Origin of the sequence: Mesorhizobium sp. M4B.F.Ca.ET.143.01.1.1 (assembly GCF_004792275.1) — a bacterium.
Lineage (GTDB): Bacteria > Pseudomonadota > Alphaproteobacteria > Rhizobiales > Rhizobiaceae > Mesorhizobium > Mesorhizobium abyssinicae.
Genome location: NZ_SRSR01000004.1, coordinates 98892 through 120138 on the forward strand (window position 1 = coordinate 98892; position 21247 = coordinate 120138).

Genomic DNA, 21247 nt, shown 5'->3' on the forward strand with positions numbered 1-21247 from the left:
CAGGGAACGCGCCCGCAAAGGGCCGGATCAGGAGACAGAAAATGCGCGTCGGTTGCCCCAAGGAAATCAAGAACCACGAATATCGCGTCGGCCTGACGCCTGGCTCCGTCCGCGAATATGTCGCGCATGGCCATGAAGTGCTGGTCGAGACCGGCGCCGGCGCCGGCATCGGCGCCGACGACAACGCCTACCGCGCCGCCGGCGCCACCATCGCCAAGACGGCCGCCGACGTGTTCGCCAAGTCCGACATGATCGTCAAGGTCAAGGAGCCGCAGCCCAACGAATGGGTCCAGCTGCGCGACGGCCAGATCCTCTACACCTATCTCCACCTCGCTCCGGATCCGGACCAGACCAAGGGGCTGCTGGCTTCGGGCGTCACGGCGATCGCCTATGAAACCGTCACCGACGACCGCGGCGGCCTGCCGCTGCTCGCGCCGATGTCGGAAGTTGCCGGCCGCCTGTCGATCCAGGCCGGCGCGACTGCGCTGCAGAAGGCCAATGGCGGCCGCGGCGTGCTGCTCGGCGGTGTCCCTGGCGTGCTGCCCGGCAAGGTCACCGTGCTCGGCGGCGGCGTCGTCGGCCTGCATGCGGCCAAGATGGCGGCCGGCCTTGGCGCCGATGTCACCATCATCGACCGCTCGATCCCACGGCTGCGCCAGCTCGACGACATTTTCGGCGGCCGCGTTCACACCCGCTACTCGACCGTCGAGGCGCTGGAGGACGAGTGCTTCTCCGCCGACATCGTCGTCGGCGCCGTGCTGATCCCGGGCGCCGCGGCGCCGAAGCTGGTGACGCGCGAAATGCTGTCCGGCATGAAGAAGGGTTCCGTGCTCGTCGACGTCGCCATCGACCAGGGCGGCTGCTTCGAGACCTCGCACGCCACCACCCATGCCGAGCCGACCTACGAGGTCGACGGCGTCATCCACTATTGCGTCGCCAACATGCCGGGCGCGGTGCCGGTCACCTCGGCGCATGCCCTCAACAATGCGACGCTGCATTACGGCCTGCAGCTTGCCGACAAGGGCCTCAAGGCGCTTGTCGACGACCACCATCTGCGCAACGGCCTCAACGTCCACAAGGGCAAGATCACCAACCGCGCGGTCGCCGAAGCGCTCGGCTACGAGCTCGTCGAGCCGAAGGCGGTCCTCGCCGCCTGACAGGCACGCGAAGAGAGTTCCTCCTGTCGCCCGCCGGTTCATTCCGGCGGGTTTTTCTTTGCGCGGAACAATTTAGCCAACAAAAAAGCGGAGCCAAAGCCCCGCTTCCTCGATGTTGAGACGTGCCGCCGGTCCATCCGCGGTCGGCAATCGATCAACACTTGCCTTTTAGCAAGTAATTGCGACGGCTATACGACAGTCTCGCCCGACATTCACGCAGATCCGTGGTGCCTTTGTGAAGCACTTCACATTCGGCATTCGAGAACCATGCCTAGTCGCATCGGCCTGTAGGCGGCTTTCTCTTCTGTCGCAGGCTTTTTCCCCAACTGCCCGCCAGCCTATCGGCGGGCATATTTTTTGGAACGCGTCAGGCGCGTTCGATGCGGCACTGGTAGCAATTGTTGCGCGCCGAGCGGACATGGATGTAGGCGATGTCGTCGCGCTCGAGCAGCGTTTCGGCGCGAGCTGCGATGTCCGGCGTCGCGATGACCCCGCCGCTGCCATAGACGATGCGGTCGTTGCGGCCATAGCCACGCACGATGTAGTCGCTGCTCTCGAGCATTTCGGGAAGCGCCGCGTCCTCCGGCGCGCGTTCGCATTCCTGCGCATGCAGGAAGATCGGCCCGGTCTCGGCATAGGGCTGCAGCTCGGGAAACGGCCGGTAGGCCAAAACGAGATAGGCATCGCCCGCGGCGACGTTCTTCAGGCAGTGGCGGCAGGGCACGCCGTCGCCGTCGGAAACCTGGCGCTCCGGCCTATGGCCGTACGCGTCCGCCCCGCCGCGCTGCAGGGCTCTCACATTGTCGGTCGGCAGCGCTTTGAACTGGATGGTCATGGCATGTCTCCGCTATCGCTGACCAGAAATTACGCGGTCCCCGGCACGCTTCCCACCCGATTCCTGCCAAGCAGGGTCAGCCGATGAGCGCGTCGAGCCCGCGCACCAGCGCCTTGCCGACCCAGCCGGTCGCGCCGGCCACTATCACACGTATCGCCATCGTCGGATCCTCTTGCGCGATCTTCGTTGGCCCTGGACATCAAGCGATATGGAAAGAGCCCGGCTCATTCAGGCCGGGCTCTTTTTGAACGGCGATCCAGGCGAAGGCCTGACGCGGGGCGCTATCGGATGAAGTCGTCGAAGCGGCGCAAGGTCACCCTGCGGTTGCGCCAGTTCTCCTGCTGTGTCGGCACCAGCAGGAACTCCTCGCCATAGCCGACGGTTTCGAGCGCATGGCCGGGCACGCCGAACTCGCGCACCAGCGTCCGCTTCAGCGAGGCGGCGCGCTGCTCCGAGAGGATCTGGTTCGACTGGAAGGAGCCGACCGCATCGGTATGGCCCTCGATCAGGATGCGGGCGCCGCGATCGCGCCGCAGGATGCGGTGCAGCGCATCGGCGATGTTGTCGATCTTGCCGTATTGCGACTCCGAGATCGCAGCCGAGCCGAAGGCGAAGTTGATCGACTGGATGTCGATCGAGCGCGCCATGCGTCTGAGATCCGGCCGGCGCTTGAATTCGCGGACGGTGACGCGCTGATTGGGGCGCAGCTTCACCCTGGGCGTTGCCTCGAGCTGGCGCTCGATCGTCGAGGCGGAAGGCGTGGTGGCCTGCGCAAATGCAAGGCTCGGCATGGCAAGTGCCGCAATCATGGCAACGGCAAATGTACGTCGGGTCAGCATGTCTTTCTCCTTCGGCCGGTCCTTCTGACGGGCGCGTTGATCTTGCCGACACCTTGGCAAAGTCAGCCTGAAGCGAGGATGAACGAACAGATGCCAAGTTTTCCGACTGGCCAGACATGTCGCTCCGCGCCATGATGCTCCCGGACGAACGCGGCGCGGTTGAGGGGCCTGGCGAGGATCCGAGCATGATCACCGGAGGATGCCTGTGCGGCGCAGTCCGCTACGAAAGCAGCGCGGAGCCGATCACCACGCGCCTTTGCTGGTGCCGCTTCTGCCAGTATGTCGCGGCCGGCAACGCGGCGGTGAGCGTCTGCTTCCTGACGGCGCGGATCAAGATCGCCGGCGAGACGCGCGACTATGAGAGCGTGGCCGATAGCGGCAACAGGATGCACCGGCGCTTTTGCCCGGCCTGCGGCGTGCATCTCTTCAGCGAGGCGGAGTCGCGCCCGCATCTGATTTTCGTGCGCGCCGGCACGCTCGACGATCCGAATATGATCAGGCCCGCGGCGACGATATGGACGGCCAAGGCGCCGGCCTGGGCCTGCATCGACACTTCGCTTCCGACCTTCGAGGGCCAGCCGCCGCCGGTGGCCTAGGCGGCATCGACACTACGGCCGCATGACGCTCGCCGAACGCTCGGCGAAGGAAAGCGGGTGCACGATCTCCTTCTTCTGCGCCACCGGCGTGAAGCCGAGCTTCTGGTAGAGCGGCAGCGCCGCCGGGTGGTCGAGCGTGCAGGTCTGCACAGTCACCCGCTTCGGGCCATGCGACCAGGCAGCCGATATCGCAGCGCCCAGGAACCAGCGGCCGATGCCTTGCCCTTGCGCATGCTCCATCATGCCGAAATAGGCGAGTTCCACCTCTTCCGGCAGATGCGGCTTGAGATCGAAGAAGCCGGCCGGCGCACCGTCGAGATAGAGCACCCTGATGTCGCGATCCTCGCGGTGGAGGCCGGCCGAAAGCTCCTCGTCGCTCAGCCTCAGCACGTTCACCCAATGCCATTTGCGCCCCACCCGATCCATCAGGTAGCGGTAGAAATGCAGCGGAATATCCTTGGTCTTCAGGAGCGCGATCTGCCGGTTGTACGGGACAGGCGGCGACGCGGCCGGCGGCGCATGCATTTCGAGAAACGTTACCGTGACGTCGATGTCCTGCAGCGCTCCGTTTTCCATCACGGTCATTCCTTGCCCGTCACCACGGGCGTATCGGCAAGCCCGCCCCATTCGGTCCATGAGCCGTCGTAAAGCCTGTTGTCGGTGTGGCCAAGCGTCTCCAGCGCCAGCGTGATCGCCGCCGCCGTTATGCCCGAGCCGCATGACGTGACGACCGGCTTCGACAGATCTATGCCGGCATCCTCGATCACCTTGCGCAAACGATCCCTGGGCAGAAGCTCGCCGTTCTCGGCCAATGCCGTGACCGGCACGCTGCGCGCGCCCGGCATATGGCCGGAGCGGATGCCGGCACGGGGCTCCGGATCGGTTCCGGCAAAACGGCCGGCGGATCGTGCATCGGCGATCTGGCTTTCTCGGCCGTCGACGATGCGGCGCATTTCGGCGAGGCCGACGACGCGCGCGGCATCGAAGTCGGCGTGGAAGATGCAGGGCGCGATCTTCGTCGGCTCCGCCGTCACCGGGCGGCCCTGCGCCTTCCAGCGATCGAAGCCGCCGCTCAGTATGTAGACCTGGAAGACGCCCATGACCCGAAACATCCACCAGCCGCGCGGCGCCGAGAAATAGCCCGGGCCGTCATAGATCACGATCGTGTCGTCGGCCGAAACGCCCATGGCGCCGACATACTGCGCGAAATTTTGCGGCGACGGCAGCGTATGCGGAAGCCCGGAATCGGGGTCCGAAATGGCGTCCTGATCGAGGAAGCGGGCGCCGGGAATATGCGCCGCCTCATATTCGGCGCGTGCATCGCGGTTTTGCGCCGGCAGATACCAGGAAGCGTCGATGATCGTCAGGCCGGGCTCGCCAAGGCGCTGCTGCAGCCAATCCGCATCGACGATGAAAGGACTATCTTCGGCCATTTTTTCTCCTCCCATCTCGCAACAGTGTCGTCGATCAGATCGCCGGCATCGGTCCGAAGCGGATGCGGAAACGCCGGTTCTCGCGGCCCTTCTTCTCGATCTTGCCGATATGGATCTCGCCGACCTCGCCGGTGCTCTTCACATGGGTGCCGCCGCAAGGCTGGCTGTCGATCGAGGCATTTTCGCCGATGCAAACGAGGCGGATCCTGCCTGTGCCGACAGGCGGGCGCACATTCTTTGACTTAACAAGACCGGGATTGGCCGCCAGTTCCGCGTCGGTGATCAGCCGGGTGAAGATCGGATGGTCGGCACGCACCAGTTCCATCAGCCTCGCCGTCACATCTTCCTTGGTGAAATTGGCATCGGGAATGTCGAAGTCGACGCGGCTGTCGCCCTCGGAAACGGCAGCGCCGGTGATCGGGAACGGACACACGACGGTGAGCAGGTGGCAGGCCGCGTGCATGCGCATCAGAAGATGCCGCCGCTCCCAGTCGATGGCGAGCTTGAGCCGCTCGCCGATCGTGGGTGCCGCTTGTCCGGGCGCCGGCACATGGATGATCTCGTCCTTGGTCTCGCCGGTGATGGTGGCGGCGATCGCGACCGGGCTGCCGTCGGCACGCTCAAGCCTGCCGGTGTCGCCAGGCTGGCCGCCCGAGGTTGCGTAGAAGATCGTCCGGTCGAGGATTATGCCGCCGCGCTCGTTGATCGCGACAACCGCCGCCTCGCTCGCCTTCAGGTAGGCGTCGTCACGAAACAGAGCTTCCGTCCGGTGCGCCATCACGCGACCTTTTCGAAGGGCACCGAAATGTCGGCCTTCTCTTCCATCCAGCCCGGCACCGGCAGGTTCTTCTCGCGCAGGAATTCGGGATTGAACAGTTTCGACTGGTAGCGCGTGCCGTAGTCGGCAAGGATCGTCACGATGGTGTGGCCCGGTCCCAGCTCGCGTGCCAGCCGGATGGCGCCGGCGATGTTGATGCCGGTCGAGCCGCCGACGCACAACCCCTCCTCCTGGATCAGATCGAAGACGATCGGCAGCGCCTCCTCGTCCGGGATCTGGAAGGAGAAGTCCGGCTTGAAGCCTTCGAGGTTGGCGGTGATGCGCCCCTGGCCGATGCCTTCGGTGATCGAGCTGCCCTCGGCCTTCAATTCGCCGCTGGTGTAGAAACTGTAGAGCGCGGCGCCCAGCGGATCGGCGAGCCCAATCTTGACTTGGCCGCTCTTGGCCTTCAGGCCGAGCCCGACGCCGGCCAGCGTCCCGCCGGAGCCGACCGCCGAGACGAACCCATCGACCTTGCCGCCTGTCTGGGTCCAGATCTCCTCAGCCGTCGTCCTGATATGGCCGTCGCGGTTGGCGACGTTGTCGAACTGGTTGGCCCAGATCGCGCCATTCGGCTCAGTGCGCGCCAATTGCTCGGCCAGGCGCCCCGACAGCTTCACATAGTTGTTGGGGTTCTTGTAGGGCACTGCCGGAACCTCGATCAGCTCGGCGCCGAGCAATTTGATCGTGTCCTTCTTCTCCTGGCTCTGCGTGTCCGGAATGACGATCACCGTGCGATAGCCGAGCGCCTTGGCGACCAGCGTCAGGCCGATGCCGGTGTTGCCGGCCGTGCCCTCGACGATGACGCCGCCCGGCCTCAGCAATCCGCGCTGCTCGGCATCGCGGATGATGAACAGGCCGGCGCGGTCCTTGACCGACTGTCCCGGGTTCATGAACTCGGCTTTGCCCAGGATCTCGCAGCCGGTTGCTTCCGAGGCCTTGTTGAGGCGGATCAGGGGCGTGTTGCCGATCGCGTCGATCACAGAACGGGGCATCAAGGATTCCTTGTATGAGCGAGGCGAGACCCTAGAAACCCAAAGGCCCGGTTTCAAGGCAAGAATTCGCCTGGACCAGTCGCATTTCGGGCATTGCAATCTCCTGAATTCAGATGCCGTGTTCCGGCACGCATTTCAACCTTGCGCCGAAAAGCGCTCTTTTCATTCGATTCCTTCGCCGCTAGAGCACTACCGACACACTGGCAGGACTTAGCATGACACTCTATCGGGCCAACCCGAAGCATGGCGTCGCCTGGATCACGGGCGGCAGCAGCGGCATCGGCCGCGCACTGGCCAAGGATCTCGCCTCGAAGGGCTACGCCGTGGCGGTGAGCGCGCTCGCGGACGATCCGATCGACACGCTGATCGTCGAGACGGCGCAGATGCCCGGGCATGTGAAGTCGTTTCCTTGCGACGTCACCGACGAGACGGGGATGGCAAGGACGGCCGCCGCGATCGAGAAGGACATGGGGCCGATCGTGCTCGCGGTCTTCAACGCCGGCAACTACATCGCCACGCCGGGCGAGCATCTCGTGGTGCGCGATTTCCGCCGCTCCTTCGACGTCAACTATTTCGGCATCGTCAACGGCCTGGTGCCTGTCGTCGAGCATATGCGCGTGCGCGGGCGCGGCCATGTCGTTCTCGTCGGTTCGGTCACCGCCTATTCCGGCTGGCCGACCACCGCCGCCTATGGCGGCACCAAGGCGGCGATCAACATCCTGGCGGAATCGCTGAAATACGACTTCGACAAGATGAACATCAGGGTTCAGGTGATGAACCCGGGCTTCGTCGACACCCCGCTGACGGAAAAGAACACGCTGCCGATGCCGGGGCTGATGCCTGTCCACCGCGCATCCCGCCGCATGGTGCGCGGCATCGAGAAGGGCGGCTTCGAGGTCACCTTCCCCTACCGCATAAGCTGGCCGCTGAAATTGCTCGGCCTTCTGCCGCGGCCGATCTGCCGCTGGGTGATCGGCATCACGACCGGCTGGAGGGCGCGGCCGCTGAATTTCGACCGCAAGCTGCCGGGCGCGGCCGACCAGGCGTCGGACCAGGCGAGCTGATCTGGCGAACGGCGATTGCCTGTTACACGGCACGGCCATAGGTTGAGAATTGTTGCTTGGAGCTTCTGATGGGGCGGCGGATCGTGCTTGCGGTACTGGGGCTCGCTGTCATCTTCTCCATGGCCTTTGTTCTCGGCCCGCGCGTGCCCGTCGACACGAAGATCCGTTTCGACCCTTCCGTCATTGGCGACGATCCGCAGGCCTATCTGGCGCGCGAAGAGGCCGCCGTGCCCAACATCCGCGACGGGCTGGAAAAGGAGATTATCTGGGCAAATCCGATGGTTCACGCCAAGACGCCGCTGGCCATCGTCTACATCCATGGCTTCTCGGCCTCGAAGGGCGAGGTCCGGCCGCTGCCCGACGACGTAGCCGATGAGATTGATGCCAACCTGTTCTACACGCGCCTCACCGGCCACGGCCAGGACGGCGCCGCGATGGCCGAGGGCAGCGTCAATGCCTGGATCAACGACTACGAGGAGGCGCTCGCCATCGGCCGCGCGATCGGCGACAGGGTGATCGTCATTGCCACCTCGACGGGTGGCTCGCTGGCGGCATGGGCCGCGACAGAGCCGCGCGCCTCGGACGGGGTTGCGGCGATCGCGTTTATATCGCCCAACTTCGGCGTTAAGGCGTCCGGCGCGGAGCTGCTGACCAAACCCTGGGGCAAACAGATCGCCGAACTCGTCGGCGGCAAGGAGCGCAGCTTCCCGACCCGCAACGCGCTGCATGAAAAGTTCTGGACCCACCAATACCCGATGGCAGCGACACTGCCGATGCAGGCATTGACCGAACTCGCCTATGCCGCGCCTGTGGAAAAGGCGACCATCCCTGCCCTCTTCATCTTTTCGGATTCGGACAGAGTGGTGCGGCCAGACCGCACCCGCGAGATCGCCGGGCGCTGGGGCGCGCCGCACGAGCTGGTGCCGGTCGACGACACCGGCGACGCCGACAACCACGTCATTGCCGGAGACGCGCTGTCGCCGTCGACAACGGCCGTCCTCGCGGAGCGGATCGTCGTCTGGGTCAAGGCGCTGACCGGGCAGTAGCCGTCACAAGAAAAAGGGCGACCGAAGCAATCGCTACGATCGCCCTCGCATTCACTGGTCGGCAGTCAGCTTAGGCAGGCTTGCCGAACCGCAGGCTTCAAGCCGCCCGCGTCGCCGGCCGCTTGCCGCCGAAGCGGCGCTTGTTGTTGCCCTTGAACGGCTTGCGGCCTTCCGGACGCTCGCCTTGCGGCTTTGCCGCAAACGGCCGCTCGCCGTTCGGCTTGCCGCCGAACCGCTTCTTGCCGGAGCCGTTGTTGCCGCCGCCCGGACGCCGGCCGTCGCGGCGACCATTGTGGTCGGCACGATCATTGGCCGGCTCGAAATGGCGCTCGTTCCGTTCCTTGGGATCGCGCTGCGGATCGGGGCTGCCGAGATGGTCGGCAGTGATCGGCAGCTTGGCGCGGATGATGCGCTCCACCTGGCGCAGCTTGGCGTTCTCGGATGGATCGCAAAGCGTGATGGCGATGCCGTCCCTGCCGTTGCGACCGGTGCGACCGATGCGGTGGACATAGCTCTCCGCCTCGTCGGGCAGGTCGAAGTTCACGACATGGCTGATGCCGGGAACGTCGATGCCGCGCGCGGCGATGTCGGTCGCGACCAGGATGCGCACCGAACCGTCACGGAAATCGTTGAGCGCCTTCTGACGAGCGTTCTGCGACTTGTTGCCATGGATGACGGCGGCCTTGAAGCCATCACGATCGAGATCCTTGGTCACCCTGTCGGCGCCATGCTTGGTGCGCGAAAAGATGATGACGGACTTCATCGCTTCATCGGCGAGCATCTTCGACAGCACCTGGCGCTTCTGCTTGGTGCGGGCAAGGACGACGCTCTGGACGATCTCAGCCGCCGCCGTGCTTTGCGGCGCGACTTCGACGCGAACTGGGGTCTTCAACAGGCCCTTGGCCAATTCGGCGATCTCGTCCGGCATGGTTGCCGAGAACAGCGCCGTCTGGCGGTCGGGCGCGGTCGCCTTGGCGATGCGCTTGACGTCGTTGATGAAACCCATGTCGAGCATGCGGTCGCCTTCGTCGAGCACCAGCCATTTGGTGTCGGCGAGGATCAGATCGCCCTCACGCACCAGGTCGGTCAGCCGGCCGGGCGTGGCGATCAGGATATCGACGCCGGGCGCGATCTTCTTCACCTGGCTGAAGCGCGAGACGCCGCCGAGCACCAGCGCGGTCGAGACATGCGCGCCCTTGGCGAGGATCTTGATCGTGTCCTCGATCTGCACGGCGAGCTCGCGCGTCGGCGCCAGGATCAGCGCACGTGTGGTCTTCGGCCGGCGCTTGGTGCCGAGTCCGATGATCTTCGAGAGGATCGGCAGCGCGAAGGCCGCGGTCTTGCCCGAACCGGTCTGGGCGATGCCGAAAATGTCGCGGCCTTCCAGCTGCGGCGGGATCGCCTGGACCTGGATCGGCTTTGGATCCGTGAAGCCCGCGGCATGAGTGGCCTTGAGCAGCGCGCCGGAGATCCCGAGCGCGGCGAAACCATTCTGTTCCGCTGTGTTTTCGTTGGTCAAAATAATCTTCTTTCACGCGGCCTTCTGGCCGCAACATCGATGGCGGCAGGGCGCAACCTGCCGTCGAAAAATTGTCATGGAACGACAAGGCGGCGGACGGAACGTCCGCGCGGCTGCGCTGTCGTGCCCGCAAGCATCATGCCTCGGGGCTTTTTCGCCACTTTGTGATGTACCGGAAAGAGAGGCCGATATACCGGAAAGAGGGAAAACAGACGCAACCAGTCTCATTCGTCGAGAAGGCCGGACAATGCCGGCCCAAGCGCCTATGCCGCCGCATATGGACGAGTTCGCTTCGAAATGCAAGGGCTGCATGCTGCAATGCAGCAAAACGGCGGCGAAAGTGGCGCTTGCACTCCCCTGCCCGCATCATTTACGACAAACGCACCTATCCGTTTGGGGGACCGGCGATGAAGGACGTGCTGAAGGAACTTGAGCGCCGCCGCGAGATCGCCCGCATGGGCGGCGGCAAGGCCCGCATCGACGCCCAGCACCAGAAGGGTAAGCTCACCGCCCGCGAGCGCATCGATGTCTTCCTCGACGAGGGCTCGTTCGAGGAGTTCGACATGTATGTCGAGCATCGCTCGACCGATTTCGGCATGGAGAAGACCAAGATCGCCGGCGACGGTGTCGTCACCGGCTGGGGGACGGTCAATGGCCGGCCCGTCTACATCTTCGCCAAGGACTTCACCGTGTTCGGCGGCTCGCTGTCGGAAGCGCATGCCGAGAAGGTCATCAAGGTGCAGGAGATGGCGCTGCGCAACCGCGCGCCGATCATCGGCCTCTACGACGCCGGCGGCGCCCGCATCCAGGAAGGCGTGGCGGCACTCGGCGGCTATGCCGAAATCTTCCAGCGCAATGTTCTGGCCTCCGGCGTCATCCCGCAGATCTCGCTGATCATGGGCCCTTGCGCGGGCGGCGATGTCTACTCGCCGGCGATGACCGACTTCATCTTCATGGTGCGCGACACCTCCTACATGTTCGTCACCGGGCCGGATGTGGTGAAGACCGTCACCAACGAGACGGTGACCGCCGAGAGCCTCGGCGGCGCCTCGGTCCACACCACCAAATCCTCGATCGCCGACGGCGCCTACGACAACGACGTCGAGGCGCTGTTGCAGATGCGCCGGCTGGTCGATCTCTTGCCTGCCTCCAACACCTCGGAAATCCCGGAAATCGAGTGCTACCAGTCGGTCACCGACCACGACCTGTCGCTCGACCGGCTGATCCCCGACAACGCCAACAAACCCTACGATATCAAGGAATTGATCCTGAAAGTCGCCGACGAGGGCGACTTCTTCGAGATCCAGCAGAGCTTTGCGAAAAACATCGTCACCGGTTTCGGCCGGGTCAAGGGCCGCACGGTCGGCTTCGTCGCAAACCAGCCGATGGTGCTGGCCGGCGTGCTCGATTCCGACGCCAGCCGCAAGGCGGCGCGCTTCGTGCGCTTCTGCGACTGCTTTTCCATTCCGATCGTCACCTTCGTCGATGTCCCGGGCTTCCTGCCCGGCACCGCGCAGGAATATGGCGGGCTGATCAAGCATGGCGCCAAGCTTCTGTTCGCCTATGCCGAGGCGACCGTGCCGAAGATCACCGTCATCACCCGCAAAGCCTATGGCGGCGCCTATGACGTCATGGCGTCGAAGCATCTGCGCGGCGACATGAACTACGCCTGGCCGACAGCGCAGATCGCGGTGATGGGCGCCAGGGGCGCGGTCGAGATCATCTACCGCAAGGACATCGGCAATGCGGAAAAGATAGCAGCGCATACAAAGGCTTATGAGGATCGCTTCCTGTCGCCCTTCGTCGCCGCCGAACGCGGCTATGTCGACGAGGTGATCATGCCGCATTCGACCCGCCGCCGCGTCGCCCGGGCGCTGAGGATGCTGCGCAACAAGGACATGCAGAACCCCTGGAAGAAGCACGACAACATCCCGCTGTGACCTGAATGTCGCGCTTCATCATCAGCGCTGGGCGGCGGTTCGGCAGGTTCGCGGTGCTGTCCGCTGCGGCGCGAGATCATGGGAGCCTTGCGACCGCCTCGACCGCCGCTTGCCCGCCTTCTGGAAATGGCCGCAGACTTGTCGCAAAGCCAGTATTTGAATGGTTGCGCCCAAAGGGCGTGGGAACGTCCGGATGACGGCAAGTCGACACACCCGTCATGGGCACAGCGTCTGGCCGCGCTGGGATACGTGGAGACGCCTGAGATCGAACCGATACGGCGGACAGCACTCTCCACGCTGCTTAACCCAGAGACGGCCGAACAACAGATCGCCGGGTTTAACAACAGATGGACCGAGCGGATGGAGGACTATCTCCAGCGCTAAGCGGCGGTCCTACTCGTAGTTTTCGTAGGATTTTTCCTCGATTAGGGAGGAGCTGAGCAACACGTTTATCTCGCGCTTCAGCGCGGCGCGGCGGTCGTTGGTTCGGTAGACGCCGCGGGCGAGTTCGATGAAACGATCACCGAAGCGCTTGTTGAGTTCTTCGACGCGGATATCGTCCTCGATGACCCAGAGCGCCTGGTTGACGGCCTTCAGTTCCGCGTAAAGGCCGGCCAGCGTCTCCGACGCCGGGAGGTGGTCGTCGCGAACGCGCGATAGCTCCTCCAGTTCGTGCAGGACGTTCGCCAGTTTGGACGCGTCGGCGATGCTTGCCGCCTTGATCTCGAGGATCGATATCTTGTCCAGCAGTTCGCCGGGGGCGATCTCGACGCGTATGGGGCGGACCATGCAATTGCCCTTTTCTGATGAGCCTTGTCAAACATCGCCGGCGGGGAATATGGACCCACCGGACGGAGTAGCGGCAATAGGCAGCCGAAACGAGCCAAGTCAATCTCCTGGATGGCGGCGGCTGCGCCGACGCCGATGAATTGAAAGGTATGCGTCTTGGATCCAATCCTCTTGGTCGGCTTTCCGGCGGTCGGCGATTTCGTCCGCTGTCATTCGGCCATCCGCATCCTCGCGGAGCGGTTTCCCGAGCGCCCGATCGACGTCGTGACCTCGCCCGGCAACGTCTCTTTTGCGCGGTTCATGCCGCATGTCCGCAAAGCGTGGCCCCTAAAGAAGCGTCATATGGAGCTCGGCCTGGCGGAGCGCCGCAGCCTGGTGCGCGAGCTTCGCCAGCAGAACTATGGCTCGGCCTATCTCATGACGAGCACGATCAAGGCGGCCCTGATACCGTTCATGGCCGGCATACCGGAGCGCATCGGCTACCCGCAGGAGCTGCAGTTCGGGTTGGTCAATCGCTTCCCAGCCGGCTGGCTGCGCCATTTGTGGGCGTTCGGTCCGCGCAAGACGCGTCTCTATGAGGAGGTTTGCTCCATCGCCACCCTAGACGCGAGGCCGGCCAACGTCGATTGGCCAGCGCCGCAGCTGGTCATCCCGGCCGCGGAATTGGATGAATGGCGCAGCCGTGCCGGGGTCGAGGCCGGCAAGCCAGCACTGGCAATCTTCACCGGAGACATGACCAGCTCCCGATCGTGGCCAATGGAGCGCTTTATCTCGGTCGCCAAGGACCATTCCAATCGCGGCTGGGCGGTATGGATCGTCGGCGGTCCTCGCGAACACGATGCGGCGAACCGAATTCGCGCCGAGCTGCCGCAAGCGGTCGATTTCACCACGACGCCGCTGCTCGACGTGATGTATCAGCTTGGCGCGTCGGCGCTGTTCCTTGGCGTCGATGGCGGCATGTCTCATGCTGCCGCGGCCTTGAATGTTCCCTGCGTGCAGATCTTCGGCTCGAACCTTTCCTACATACATGGGCCGGTCAACGACCATGTTCGCTTTCTCGAGCCGCCCATTTCGACCCCGAGCTGGATCGAGGATACATCGGGGGTCAGCGAGGAACGGGTGCGCGAGGCGCTGGCCGCTGCCTTCGCGGAACCGCGCCGCCAGCAAGGCGCCTGATATCAGCTACTCCTCTTGCGCCGCTCCGAAACCCGCACCCATGGTGGCGCGTGCCGCGCTCGCCCAGGGCGTGGCGTGATTGTCGATGCGCATCTGGAAGATGAAATAGGTCGGCGAGCAGAAGCCGATGCCCTTCACCTTGGCGGCGCCCGGCGTGTCCGCCGGCAGCGACTGGCACATATAGTCCTCGCGGCAGAAATGGTCCGCCGAGCAGGCCGGCCGGTTGCCGCGATTGACGGCGCCGCCGAGGCACTGGTCGAAATTGTTTGTCGCCACGCAGGTATCGAACTTCTTGCCGCCGACCAGTCCGCAGATCTCGTTCGGCATCGGCTTGCCGGCCTTGAAGGCGGCGAAGCTGCGGTCCTTGTCGTCGCAAGCTCGATAGGCGATGCCTGCCGGCACGCCGATCTTCGGCGGCCGGCAAGTGTAGGCGGTGCGTGAAATGTCGGAGGCGAACGCCGCAAACTGCCCGGCGATTGTGTAGCGGTCGTTGAAGGGCTGCGCTTCATTGCTGGCGATCGAGCCGGCCAGGCACGGATGGCCGGAAAACATCGCCTTGCTGTCCTTGGGCAGCAGGCATTGCGCCAGCGTGGTGCGCACGCCCGAAGCCGTGGCGAGCGGTGTGCAGATGGTGCCGCCGCCGCACTGCCAGGTCTGGCCGAAGCGGGCGGCGTCCTCGGGCCCCAGGCACGGCATCGCCATCTCGGCCGGCGCGTAGGCGACTTCGCCGGCACCCCTCCATTCGGCCGGCGGTGCGAATGAGAGCGGGCGGAAACGGTTCGGCTCCTTGCCCTCGGTCACGGCGCGCAGCCAGGCCTCGCGGCGCGTGATCTCGGCATGGAGATGCGGCGAGATGCCGACCTCGATGCGGTTGAGCGGCGACGTCGTCTTGTCGTCGAGGCCGATGAAATGGAAGCCGGCGGTGGAGCCTGCCTGATGGCAGCCCTGGCAGGCGCCATTGTCCAGCCGTTCGACCAGCGCCTCCGGCGTGCGCGCCAGCTTCAACCCGGAATAGTCGAGCCCGGCGAAATCGGTAGGCTCGAACAGCGACGTGAACGGATGGTTGGCCTGCCTGGCGCTGCCGAAGGTCGACCATGAGATGACCTTCTTCGCCAGGAACTCGTCCGGCATCTCATAGACGCCGAGATCGACCGGGCCGACATTGGCCCGGACATAGTCGGCGAGCTTTTTCTTGAGCACGGCATCTTCCGACAGCCGCGCGACGTCAGGCGTGTTCTCCAGCGGCTTTTCGCTGACCGTGGCGCCACCGATCCCAAAAATCCGCATGAGGTAGGCGGCCTGGCCGCCGAACTCGGTCTCTTGGCCGGAGGGAAAGCGCACCACTTGCGCGTTGAGTTCGAGCTGCTTGAAGGTCAGTTCTTCCGGCTCCAGCGGCCCGCCGGCCAGCCAGCCGGCATCGACGGCCTCGTCGAGCTGCGGCGTCCAGCGCCCGGCAACCCCGACGCAACCGCCGTCGGCATCCGGAGCGACGCTGTAGACGGCATTGAAATTGAACGGCAGGCGCGAGGCCAGGACCTTGCCGTTCTTCCTGAAACTGTAGGCCAGGCGGTAGATGAAGCGCACCTCGCCGCAATTCTTGTCGCCGCTCAACGCGGCGAAGTCGCGCCGGTCGAGCCGGTTGACGACACCGACCAGCCGGAAGCGCGCCGCGTTCGTCTTCAGCCAGCGCATGTCCATGATGCGGCCGACATTGCCGTCGGTCACCTCGTAGAGGGTGCGCCCGCCGGCTTTCATCTCGGCCCTCAGCGCGGCGACGTCGGCTGCCACCGTCTCGACGATGGCGTGATAGGCGGGCGCTTCCTGATAGAGCGATTTCAGGTCGTCATCGCCGTCCATGGCGAAAATGCCGGCGAAGCCGAAGCCCTTGGCATCGAGGGCCGCGAGGACCGCCGGATCGTCGACGATGGTCACAGGCTGCTGAGCGCGCGCGCCGCACGGCACCAATAGCGCGACGACAGCCGCAATGACGAGAGCGAACCGCTTCATCAGGTGGCATCCGCCTGCTGTGCTTCAACCAGTTCGTGCAGCACCGGCACCATCGCCAGCGGCAGGTCCTCGGCGATCAGCCCGGGACCGAAGCGGCTGCCGGCCTCGGCGTGGATCCAGACCGCCGCCGCCGCCGCTGCGAACACTGCCATGCCTTGTGCCAGAAGTCCCGCGATGATGCCTGCCAGCACGTCGCCCGACCCCGCCGTGGCAAGCCATGGCGCGCCGTTGCCGTTGATGGCCGCGAGGCCGTTCGGTGCCACAATCACCGTATCGGCCCCCTTGTAGACGACGACCGCATTGGCTCGCTGGGCGGCTGCGCGCGCCTTGGCTAGTTTGGAGAGATTTTTGTCTGCGGCAATGTCCGGAAACAGGCGAGCAAATTCACCTTCATGCGGTGTCATCACCAATGCGGGAGCGTGCGGCTCGTGAGTTGCTTCAAAGAGGCTCGCAGGCTCATCGCGAAACGAGGTGATGCCATCGGCATCGAGGACCAGCCCGCCGATCCCGCTGGCAGCGCCTTGCCGCCCGGCTCGCAGTATCGCCAAGGCAAGATCCCGTGTCCTCTCGCCGACGCCGAAGCCAGGTCCGAGAACAAAGGCCGAAGGCCGGCGCTCGCCGATGAAGTTGTTCAGGTCGGCTACGGTGTCGGTCCTGCGCAGCATGATCGCGGTCAGGTGCGCGGCATTTATCTGCATGGCGTCCGCTGGCGACAGCACGGTTACCGCTCCTGCCCCTGCCCTCGCGGCGGCAAGCGCCGACAACCGCGCGGCGCCGGTTGTCGACGGCCCGCCGGAAAACACCCCGGCATGGCCACGTTTGTATTTGTGCGCGTCGGTGGCTGGAACCGGCAAGTTCCCGAGCCAGAGAGCCGGCTTATTCTCGAACGTTCTTGGAATGAGGTCGTTGACGACACTGTCGGGGATGCCGATGTCGGCAAGCACGATCTCACCGCAGAGTTCGCGACCTGGCAGCAGCAGATGCCCGGGCTTTTTTCGAGCGAAGGTAACGGTGATGTCGGCCCGAAAAGCTTCTTCCCCAAGCACTGCACCGGTATCGCCGGAGACTCCCGAAGGCAAATCGATCGCAACAACCGGCAAGAGCAGGGATTTGGCAAAATCGATGGCGTTCGTAGCGTCGACGGGCAGCGACTTCGACAGCCCTGCCCCGTAGAGCGCATCGACGACGATTGAGCCGAAATCAGGGGCAAATGTCGTCAGCGGTCGGGGCGCGACCGGGCACTCCGCCGCGGCAATCGCGGCGTCGCTGCCGGCCCGCGGCTTGCCCGATACCCACACCGCGACATCGACGCCGGCCTCGGCCAGCAACCGCGCCACGACATAGCCGTCGCCGCCATTGTTGCCGGTGCCGCACAGCACATGCACGGGCGTCGCGGCCGGGTAACGCGCCAGCACAACGGCTGCGACCTCCGCGCCGGCCCGCCGCATCAGGCCGTAGCCGTCGAGCGGGCCAGCAGCGATTGCCAGCCGGTCGGCCTCGGCCATTTCAACCGGAGATAAAAGTTCGTTGCTCATGGATTGCCGTCCGCCCTCCGGTGAAGCATTGTCCAGTTTTCGGTTTGAAGCAAACAGCGAACACTGCCATTGCCTATAAAGGCATCGTTCGATGCGATGCGCCAACGGGCAAAACTGCCTGCAGATTGCGCTATTTGCCTAATTATTGTGCGGACGGGAGGGTCAGCAATGTATAGGCTTCGAGCGTCGATGACGCTTCCAATGCAGCGAATGACGCGAATGCGCATCGGGACGCGGCATGGTAATGAAATCGCCCAATGGCGCTTCGAATCCGTCCGGACTGGCACAGTTCGTGCTTGATCGAAGCCGCAAGCGGGGCACAAAACCCGTCTTTTGGCAGTGGAGGCCATTTTTTACATGAAAAAGATCGAAGCGATCATCAAGCCATTCAAGCTGGACGAAGTGAAGGAAGCGCTTCAGGAGGCCGGACTGCAAGGCATCACCGTGACCGAGGCCAAGGGCTTCGGCCGGCAGAAGGGCCATACCGAACTCTATCGCGGCGCCGAATATGTCGTCGACTTCCTGCCCAAGGTGAAGATCGAGGTGGTGCTGGGCGACGACGCCGTCGAAGGCGCCATCGAGGCCATCCGCAAGGCGGCGCAGACCGGCCGCATCGGCGACGGCAAGATCTTCGTCTCCAACATCGAGGAAGTCGTGCGCATCCGTACCGGTGAGACCGGGATGGACGCCGTCTGACGCCTTTCTGCAACGTCATCATCAAAAAAACGTCACACAGGGATACATGACATGACGACAGCCAAAGACATCATGAAGCAGATCAAGGACAACGACGTAAAGTTCGTCGACCTGCGCTTCACAGATCCGAAGGGCAAGCTGCAGCACGTAACCATGGATGTCGTCGAGGTCGAGGAAGACATGTTCGCCGACGGCGTCATGTTCGACGGCTCCTCGATTGCGGGCTGGAAGGCGATCAACGAGTCCGACATGGTGCTGATGCCCGATCCCGACACGGTGCACATGGATCCGTTCTTCGCCCAGTCGACCATGGTCATCCTGTGCGACATCCTCGATCCGGTCTCCGGCGAATCCTATAACCGCGACCCGCGCGGCACCGCCAAGAAGGCCGAGGCCTACATGAAGTCGGAAGGCATCGGCGACCAGATCTTCGTCGGTCCGGAAGCCGAGTTCTTCGTGTTCGACGACGTCAAGTACAAGGCCGATCCCTACAACACCGGCTTCCGCCTGGACTCCACCGAACTGCCGTCCAACGACGACACCGACTACGAGACCGGCAATCTCGGCCATCGCCCGCGCATCAAGGGTGGCTACTTCCCCGTGCCGCCGATCGATTCCGCCCAGGACATGCGCTCGGAAATGCTGACCGTGCTCGCCGAAATGGGCGTGCGCGTCGAGAAGCATCACCATGAGGTCGCCGCCGCGCAGCACGAGCTCGGCATCAAGTTCGACACGCTGGTGCGCAACGCCGACAAGATGCTGATCTACAAGTACGTCGTGCACCAGGTCGCCAACGCCTACGGCAAGACCGCCACCTTCATGCCGAAGCCGATCTTCGGCGACAACGGTTCGGGCATGCACGTCCACCAGTCGATCTGGAAGGGCGGCAAGCCGACCTTCGCCGGCAATGAATATGCCGGGCTGTCGGAGAGCTGCCTCTACTACATCGGCGGCATCATCAAGCACGCCAAGGCGATCAACGCCTTCACCAACCCGCTGACCAACTCCTACAAGCGCCTGGTGCCGGGCTACGAGGCGCCGGTGCTGCTCGCCTATTCGGCGCGCAACCGCTCGGCGTCCTGCCGCATTCCGTTCGGCTCGTCGCCGAAGTCGAAGCGCGTCGAGGTCCGCTTCCCCGATCCGGGCGCGAACCCCTACCTCGCCTTCGCCGCCATGCTGATGGCCGGCCTCGACGGCATCAAGAACAAGATCCACCCGGGACAGCCGATGGACAAGGATCTCTACGACCTGCCGCCGAAGGAGCTGAAGAAGATCCCGACCGTCTGCGGCTCGCTGCGCGAAGCGCTGCAGAGCCTCGACAAGGACCGCGGCTTCCTCAAGGCCGGCGGCGTCTTCGACGACGACCAGATCGACAGCTACATCGAGCTGAAGATGGCCGAGGTGATGCGCTTCGAGATGACCCCGCATCCGGTCGAATACGACATGTACTACTCGATCTAAACTTCTGATCGGATTGAGATTTGAAGCCCTCGGAGGTCTCCCTCCGGGGGCTTTTTCATTGTCGTCCATGGTGATTATGCGAGCTATCGCGAGCCGGTGCTCAATAGGCGACGCGCACGTTCGCCGTCAGCGTGTTTCGCCACGTGCGCGATTTCTGTGCCGCCGCTTGGGCGATCTCCATGCAAAAAAGCCCCGGCGTTTCCGCCGGGGCCTTCTGGTCGCAGAGTATTCTGTTGCGGCGCGAACGCGCGCCGAGCGGATCAGGCGGCAGCCGAAACCTGGCCGCTGGCCGGGACCGACGCGATCGTCTTCAGGATCTGCGAAGCGATCTGGTAGGGGTCGCCCTGCGAGTTCGGACGGCGATCTTCCAGATAGCCCTTGTAGTCGTTCTTGACAAACGAGTGCGGCACGCGGATCGAGGCGCCGCGGTCGGCTATGCCGTAGCTGAACTTGTTCCACGGCGCGGTCTCGTGCTTGCCGGTCAGACGCTTGTCGTTATCCGGGCCGTAGACGGCGATGTGATCCATCAGGTTCTTGTCGAACTCGGCCATCAGCGCTTCGAAATAGGCCTTGCCGCCGACTTCGCGCATATAGGCGGTCGAGAAGTTGGCGTGCATGCCCGAGCCGTTCCAGTCGGTGTCGCCGAGCGGCTTGCAGTGGTACTCGATGTCGATGCCGTACTTCTCGGTCAGGCGCTGCAGCAGGTAGCGGGCCATCCACATCTGGTCGGCGGCCTTCTTGGAGCCCTTGCCGAAAATCTGGAATTCCCACTGGCCCTTGGCCACCTCGGCGTTGATGCCTTCATGGTTGATGCCGGCGGCGAGGCACTGGTCGAGATGCTCCTCGACGATCTGGCGCGCGACCGAGCCGACGTTCGAGTAGCCGACGCCGGTATAGTACGGGCCCTGCGGCGCCGGGTAGCCGCTCTCGGGGAAGCCGAGCGGACGGCCGTCCTTGTAGAAGAAATACTCCTGCTCGAAGCCGAACCAGGCGCCCTCGTCATCGAGGATGGTGGCGCGCTTGTTGGAGACATGCGGCGTCACGCCATCGGGCATCATCACTTCGCACATCACCAGCACGCCGTTGGTGCGGGCCGGATCCGGGAACACGGCGACCGGCTTCAGCACGCAGTCGGAACTGTGGCCTTCGGCCTGCTGGGTCGAGGAGCCGTCGAAGCCCCACAGCGGCAGCTGCTCGAGCGTCGGGAACTCGGCAAATTCCTTGATCTGGGTCTTGCCGCGAAGATTGGGGACCGGTGTGTATCCGTCGAGCCAGATATACTCGAGCTTGTATTTGGTCATTCTAGAGCCTCTCGTTGCTTGATCACCGCGCAGGGCGACGA

The 21247-nt window shown here is 64.2% G+C and carries 19 protein-coding genes; 8 read left to right on the plus strand and 11 right to left on the minus strand.

The genetic code is table 11. From position 1 onward, the window contains the following. The first annotated feature begins 41 nt into the window (after positions 1-41). Positions 42-1157, plus strand: coding sequence for an alanine dehydrogenase (gene ald, locus EN786_RS11115; protein ID WP_127311806.1), 1116 nt, complete (start codon positions 42-44; stop codon positions 1155-1157). Positions 1158-1524: 367 nt separating this feature from the next. Here ald and EN786_RS11120 read toward each other — a convergent pair whose 3' ends face one another. Beyond that, positions 1525-1992: a DUF1203 domain-containing protein gene (locus EN786_RS11120; protein WP_135908355.1), complete on the minus strand. Its 468-nt coding sequence runs from the start codon at positions 1990-1992 to the stop codon at positions 1525-1527. 281 nt (positions 1993-2273) lie between these two features. After that, positions 2274-2831, minus strand: a complete 558-nt coding sequence (locus tag EN786_RS11125; RefSeq protein WP_127311808.1) for an OmpA family protein — start codon at positions 2829-2831, stop codon at positions 2274-2276. Positions 2832-3016: 185 nt separating this feature from the next. On the opposite strand from EN786_RS11125, the gene EN786_RS11130 reads away from it, so the two are divergent. Further along, entirely contained in the window at positions 3017-3427 is a 411-nt protein-coding gene (locus EN786_RS11130; RefSeq protein WP_127393533.1) for a GFA family protein, read from the plus strand. 12 nt (positions 3428-3439) lie between these two features. Here EN786_RS11130 and EN786_RS11135 read toward each other — a convergent pair whose 3' ends face one another. The 4 genes from EN786_RS11135 to EN786_RS11150 are packed head-to-tail and all read right to left on the minus strand — an operon-like array spanning position 3440 to position 6672. Next, positions 3440-4003, minus strand: coding sequence for a GNAT family N-acetyltransferase (locus EN786_RS11135; RefSeq protein ID WP_127309988.1), 564 nt, complete (start codon positions 4001-4003; stop codon positions 3440-3442). 5 nt (positions 4004-4008) lie between these two features. Then, a complete protein-coding gene (sseA, locus tag EN786_RS11140) occupies positions 4009-4860 on the minus strand; it encodes a 3-mercaptopyruvate sulfurtransferase (RefSeq protein WP_127309989.1) in 852 nt (283 codons plus the stop codon). 34 nt (positions 4861-4894) lie between these two features. Beyond that, positions 4895-5638 (minus strand): alanyl-tRNA editing protein, encoded by a 744-nt coding sequence (locus EN786_RS11145; RefSeq protein WP_127309996.1) that lies wholly within the window; start codon positions 5636-5638, stop codon positions 4895-4897. Continuing rightward, the gene (locus EN786_RS11150; RefSeq protein ID WP_127283776.1) at positions 5638-6672 is read right to left on the minus strand and encodes a cysteine synthase A; all 1035 of its coding nucleotides are present in this window, start codon (positions 6670-6672) and stop codon (positions 5638-5640) included. The genes EN786_RS11145 and EN786_RS11150 overlap by 1 nt, the downstream gene beginning before the upstream one ends. Before the next feature lie 215 nt (positions 6673-6887). On the opposite strand from EN786_RS11150, the gene EN786_RS11155 reads away from it, so the two are divergent. Together EN786_RS11155 and EN786_RS11160 are read left to right on the plus strand one after the other, a co-directional pair. Continuing rightward, complete coding sequence (locus EN786_RS11155) at positions 6888-7736, plus strand: SDR family oxidoreductase (RefSeq protein WP_127283775.1); 849 nt, start codon at positions 6888-6890, stop codon at positions 7734-7736. 68 nt (positions 7737-7804) lie between these two features. Further along, a complete protein-coding gene (locus EN786_RS11160) occupies positions 7805-8782 on the plus strand; it encodes an alpha/beta fold hydrolase (RefSeq protein ID WP_127283774.1) in 978 nt (325 codons plus the stop codon). Between the two features lie 97 nt (positions 8783-8879). Here EN786_RS11160 and EN786_RS11165 read toward each other — a convergent pair whose 3' ends face one another. Beyond that, on the minus strand, positions 8880-10301 hold the full coding sequence (locus EN786_RS11165; RefSeq protein ID WP_189340455.1) for a DEAD/DEAH box helicase: 1422 nt from the start codon (positions 10299-10301) through the stop codon (positions 8880-8882). A gap of 407 nt (positions 10302-10708) precedes the next feature. Between EN786_RS11165 and EN786_RS11170 the strand changes: the two genes are divergently transcribed. Next, on the plus strand, positions 10709-12241 hold the full coding sequence (locus EN786_RS11170) for an acyl-CoA carboxylase subunit beta (protein ID WP_127309997.1): 1533 nt from the start codon (positions 10709-10711) through the stop codon (positions 12239-12241). Positions 12242-12634: 393 nt separating this feature from the next. Here the strand turns inward: EN786_RS11170 and EN786_RS11175 are convergent, their stop codons facing one another. Next, entirely contained in the window at positions 12635-13030 is a 396-nt protein-coding gene (locus EN786_RS11175) for a DUF6165 family protein (protein WP_127309991.1), read from the minus strand. 156 nt (positions 13031-13186) lie between these two features. Between EN786_RS11175 and waaF the strand changes: the two genes are divergently transcribed. Continuing rightward, positions 13187-14206 (plus strand): lipopolysaccharide heptosyltransferase II, encoded by a 1020-nt coding sequence (gene waaF, locus EN786_RS11180; protein ID WP_127309992.1) that lies wholly within the window; start codon positions 13187-13189, stop codon positions 14204-14206. Positions 14207-14212: 6 nt separating this feature from the next. Here waaF and EN786_RS11185 read toward each other — a convergent pair whose 3' ends face one another. Beyond that, positions 14213-16213, minus strand: a complete 2001-nt coding sequence (locus EN786_RS11185) for a hypothetical protein (RefSeq protein ID WP_127309993.1) — start codon at positions 16211-16213, stop codon at positions 14213-14215. Then, positions 16213-17748, minus strand: coding sequence for an NAD(P)H-hydrate dehydratase (locus EN786_RS11190; RefSeq protein ID WP_127309994.1), 1536 nt, complete (start codon positions 17746-17748; stop codon positions 16213-16215). Before EN786_RS11190 ends, EN786_RS11185 begins: the two co-directional genes overlap by 1 nt. Positions 17749-18105: 357 nt before the next feature. Between EN786_RS11190 and EN786_RS11195 the strand changes: the two genes are divergently transcribed. Together EN786_RS11195 and glnA are read left to right on the plus strand one after the other, a co-directional pair. Beyond that, the gene (locus tag EN786_RS11195; protein WP_006205430.1) at positions 18106-18444 is read left to right on the plus strand and encodes a P-II family nitrogen regulator; all 339 of its coding nucleotides are present in this window, start codon (positions 18106-18108) and stop codon (positions 18442-18444) included. A 51-nt stretch (positions 18445-18495) separates the two neighbouring features. Beyond that, a complete protein-coding gene (glnA, locus tag EN786_RS11200) occupies positions 18496-19905 on the plus strand; it encodes a type I glutamate--ammonia ligase (protein WP_127286113.1) in 1410 nt (469 codons plus the stop codon). Positions 19906-20165: 260 nt separating this feature from the next. Here glnA and EN786_RS11205 read toward each other — a convergent pair whose 3' ends face one another. After that, complete coding sequence (locus EN786_RS11205) at positions 20166-21206, minus strand: glutamine synthetase beta-grasp domain-containing protein (RefSeq protein WP_127312043.1); 1041 nt, start codon at positions 21204-21206, stop codon at positions 20166-20168. Positions 21207-21247: the final 41 nt, after the last annotated feature.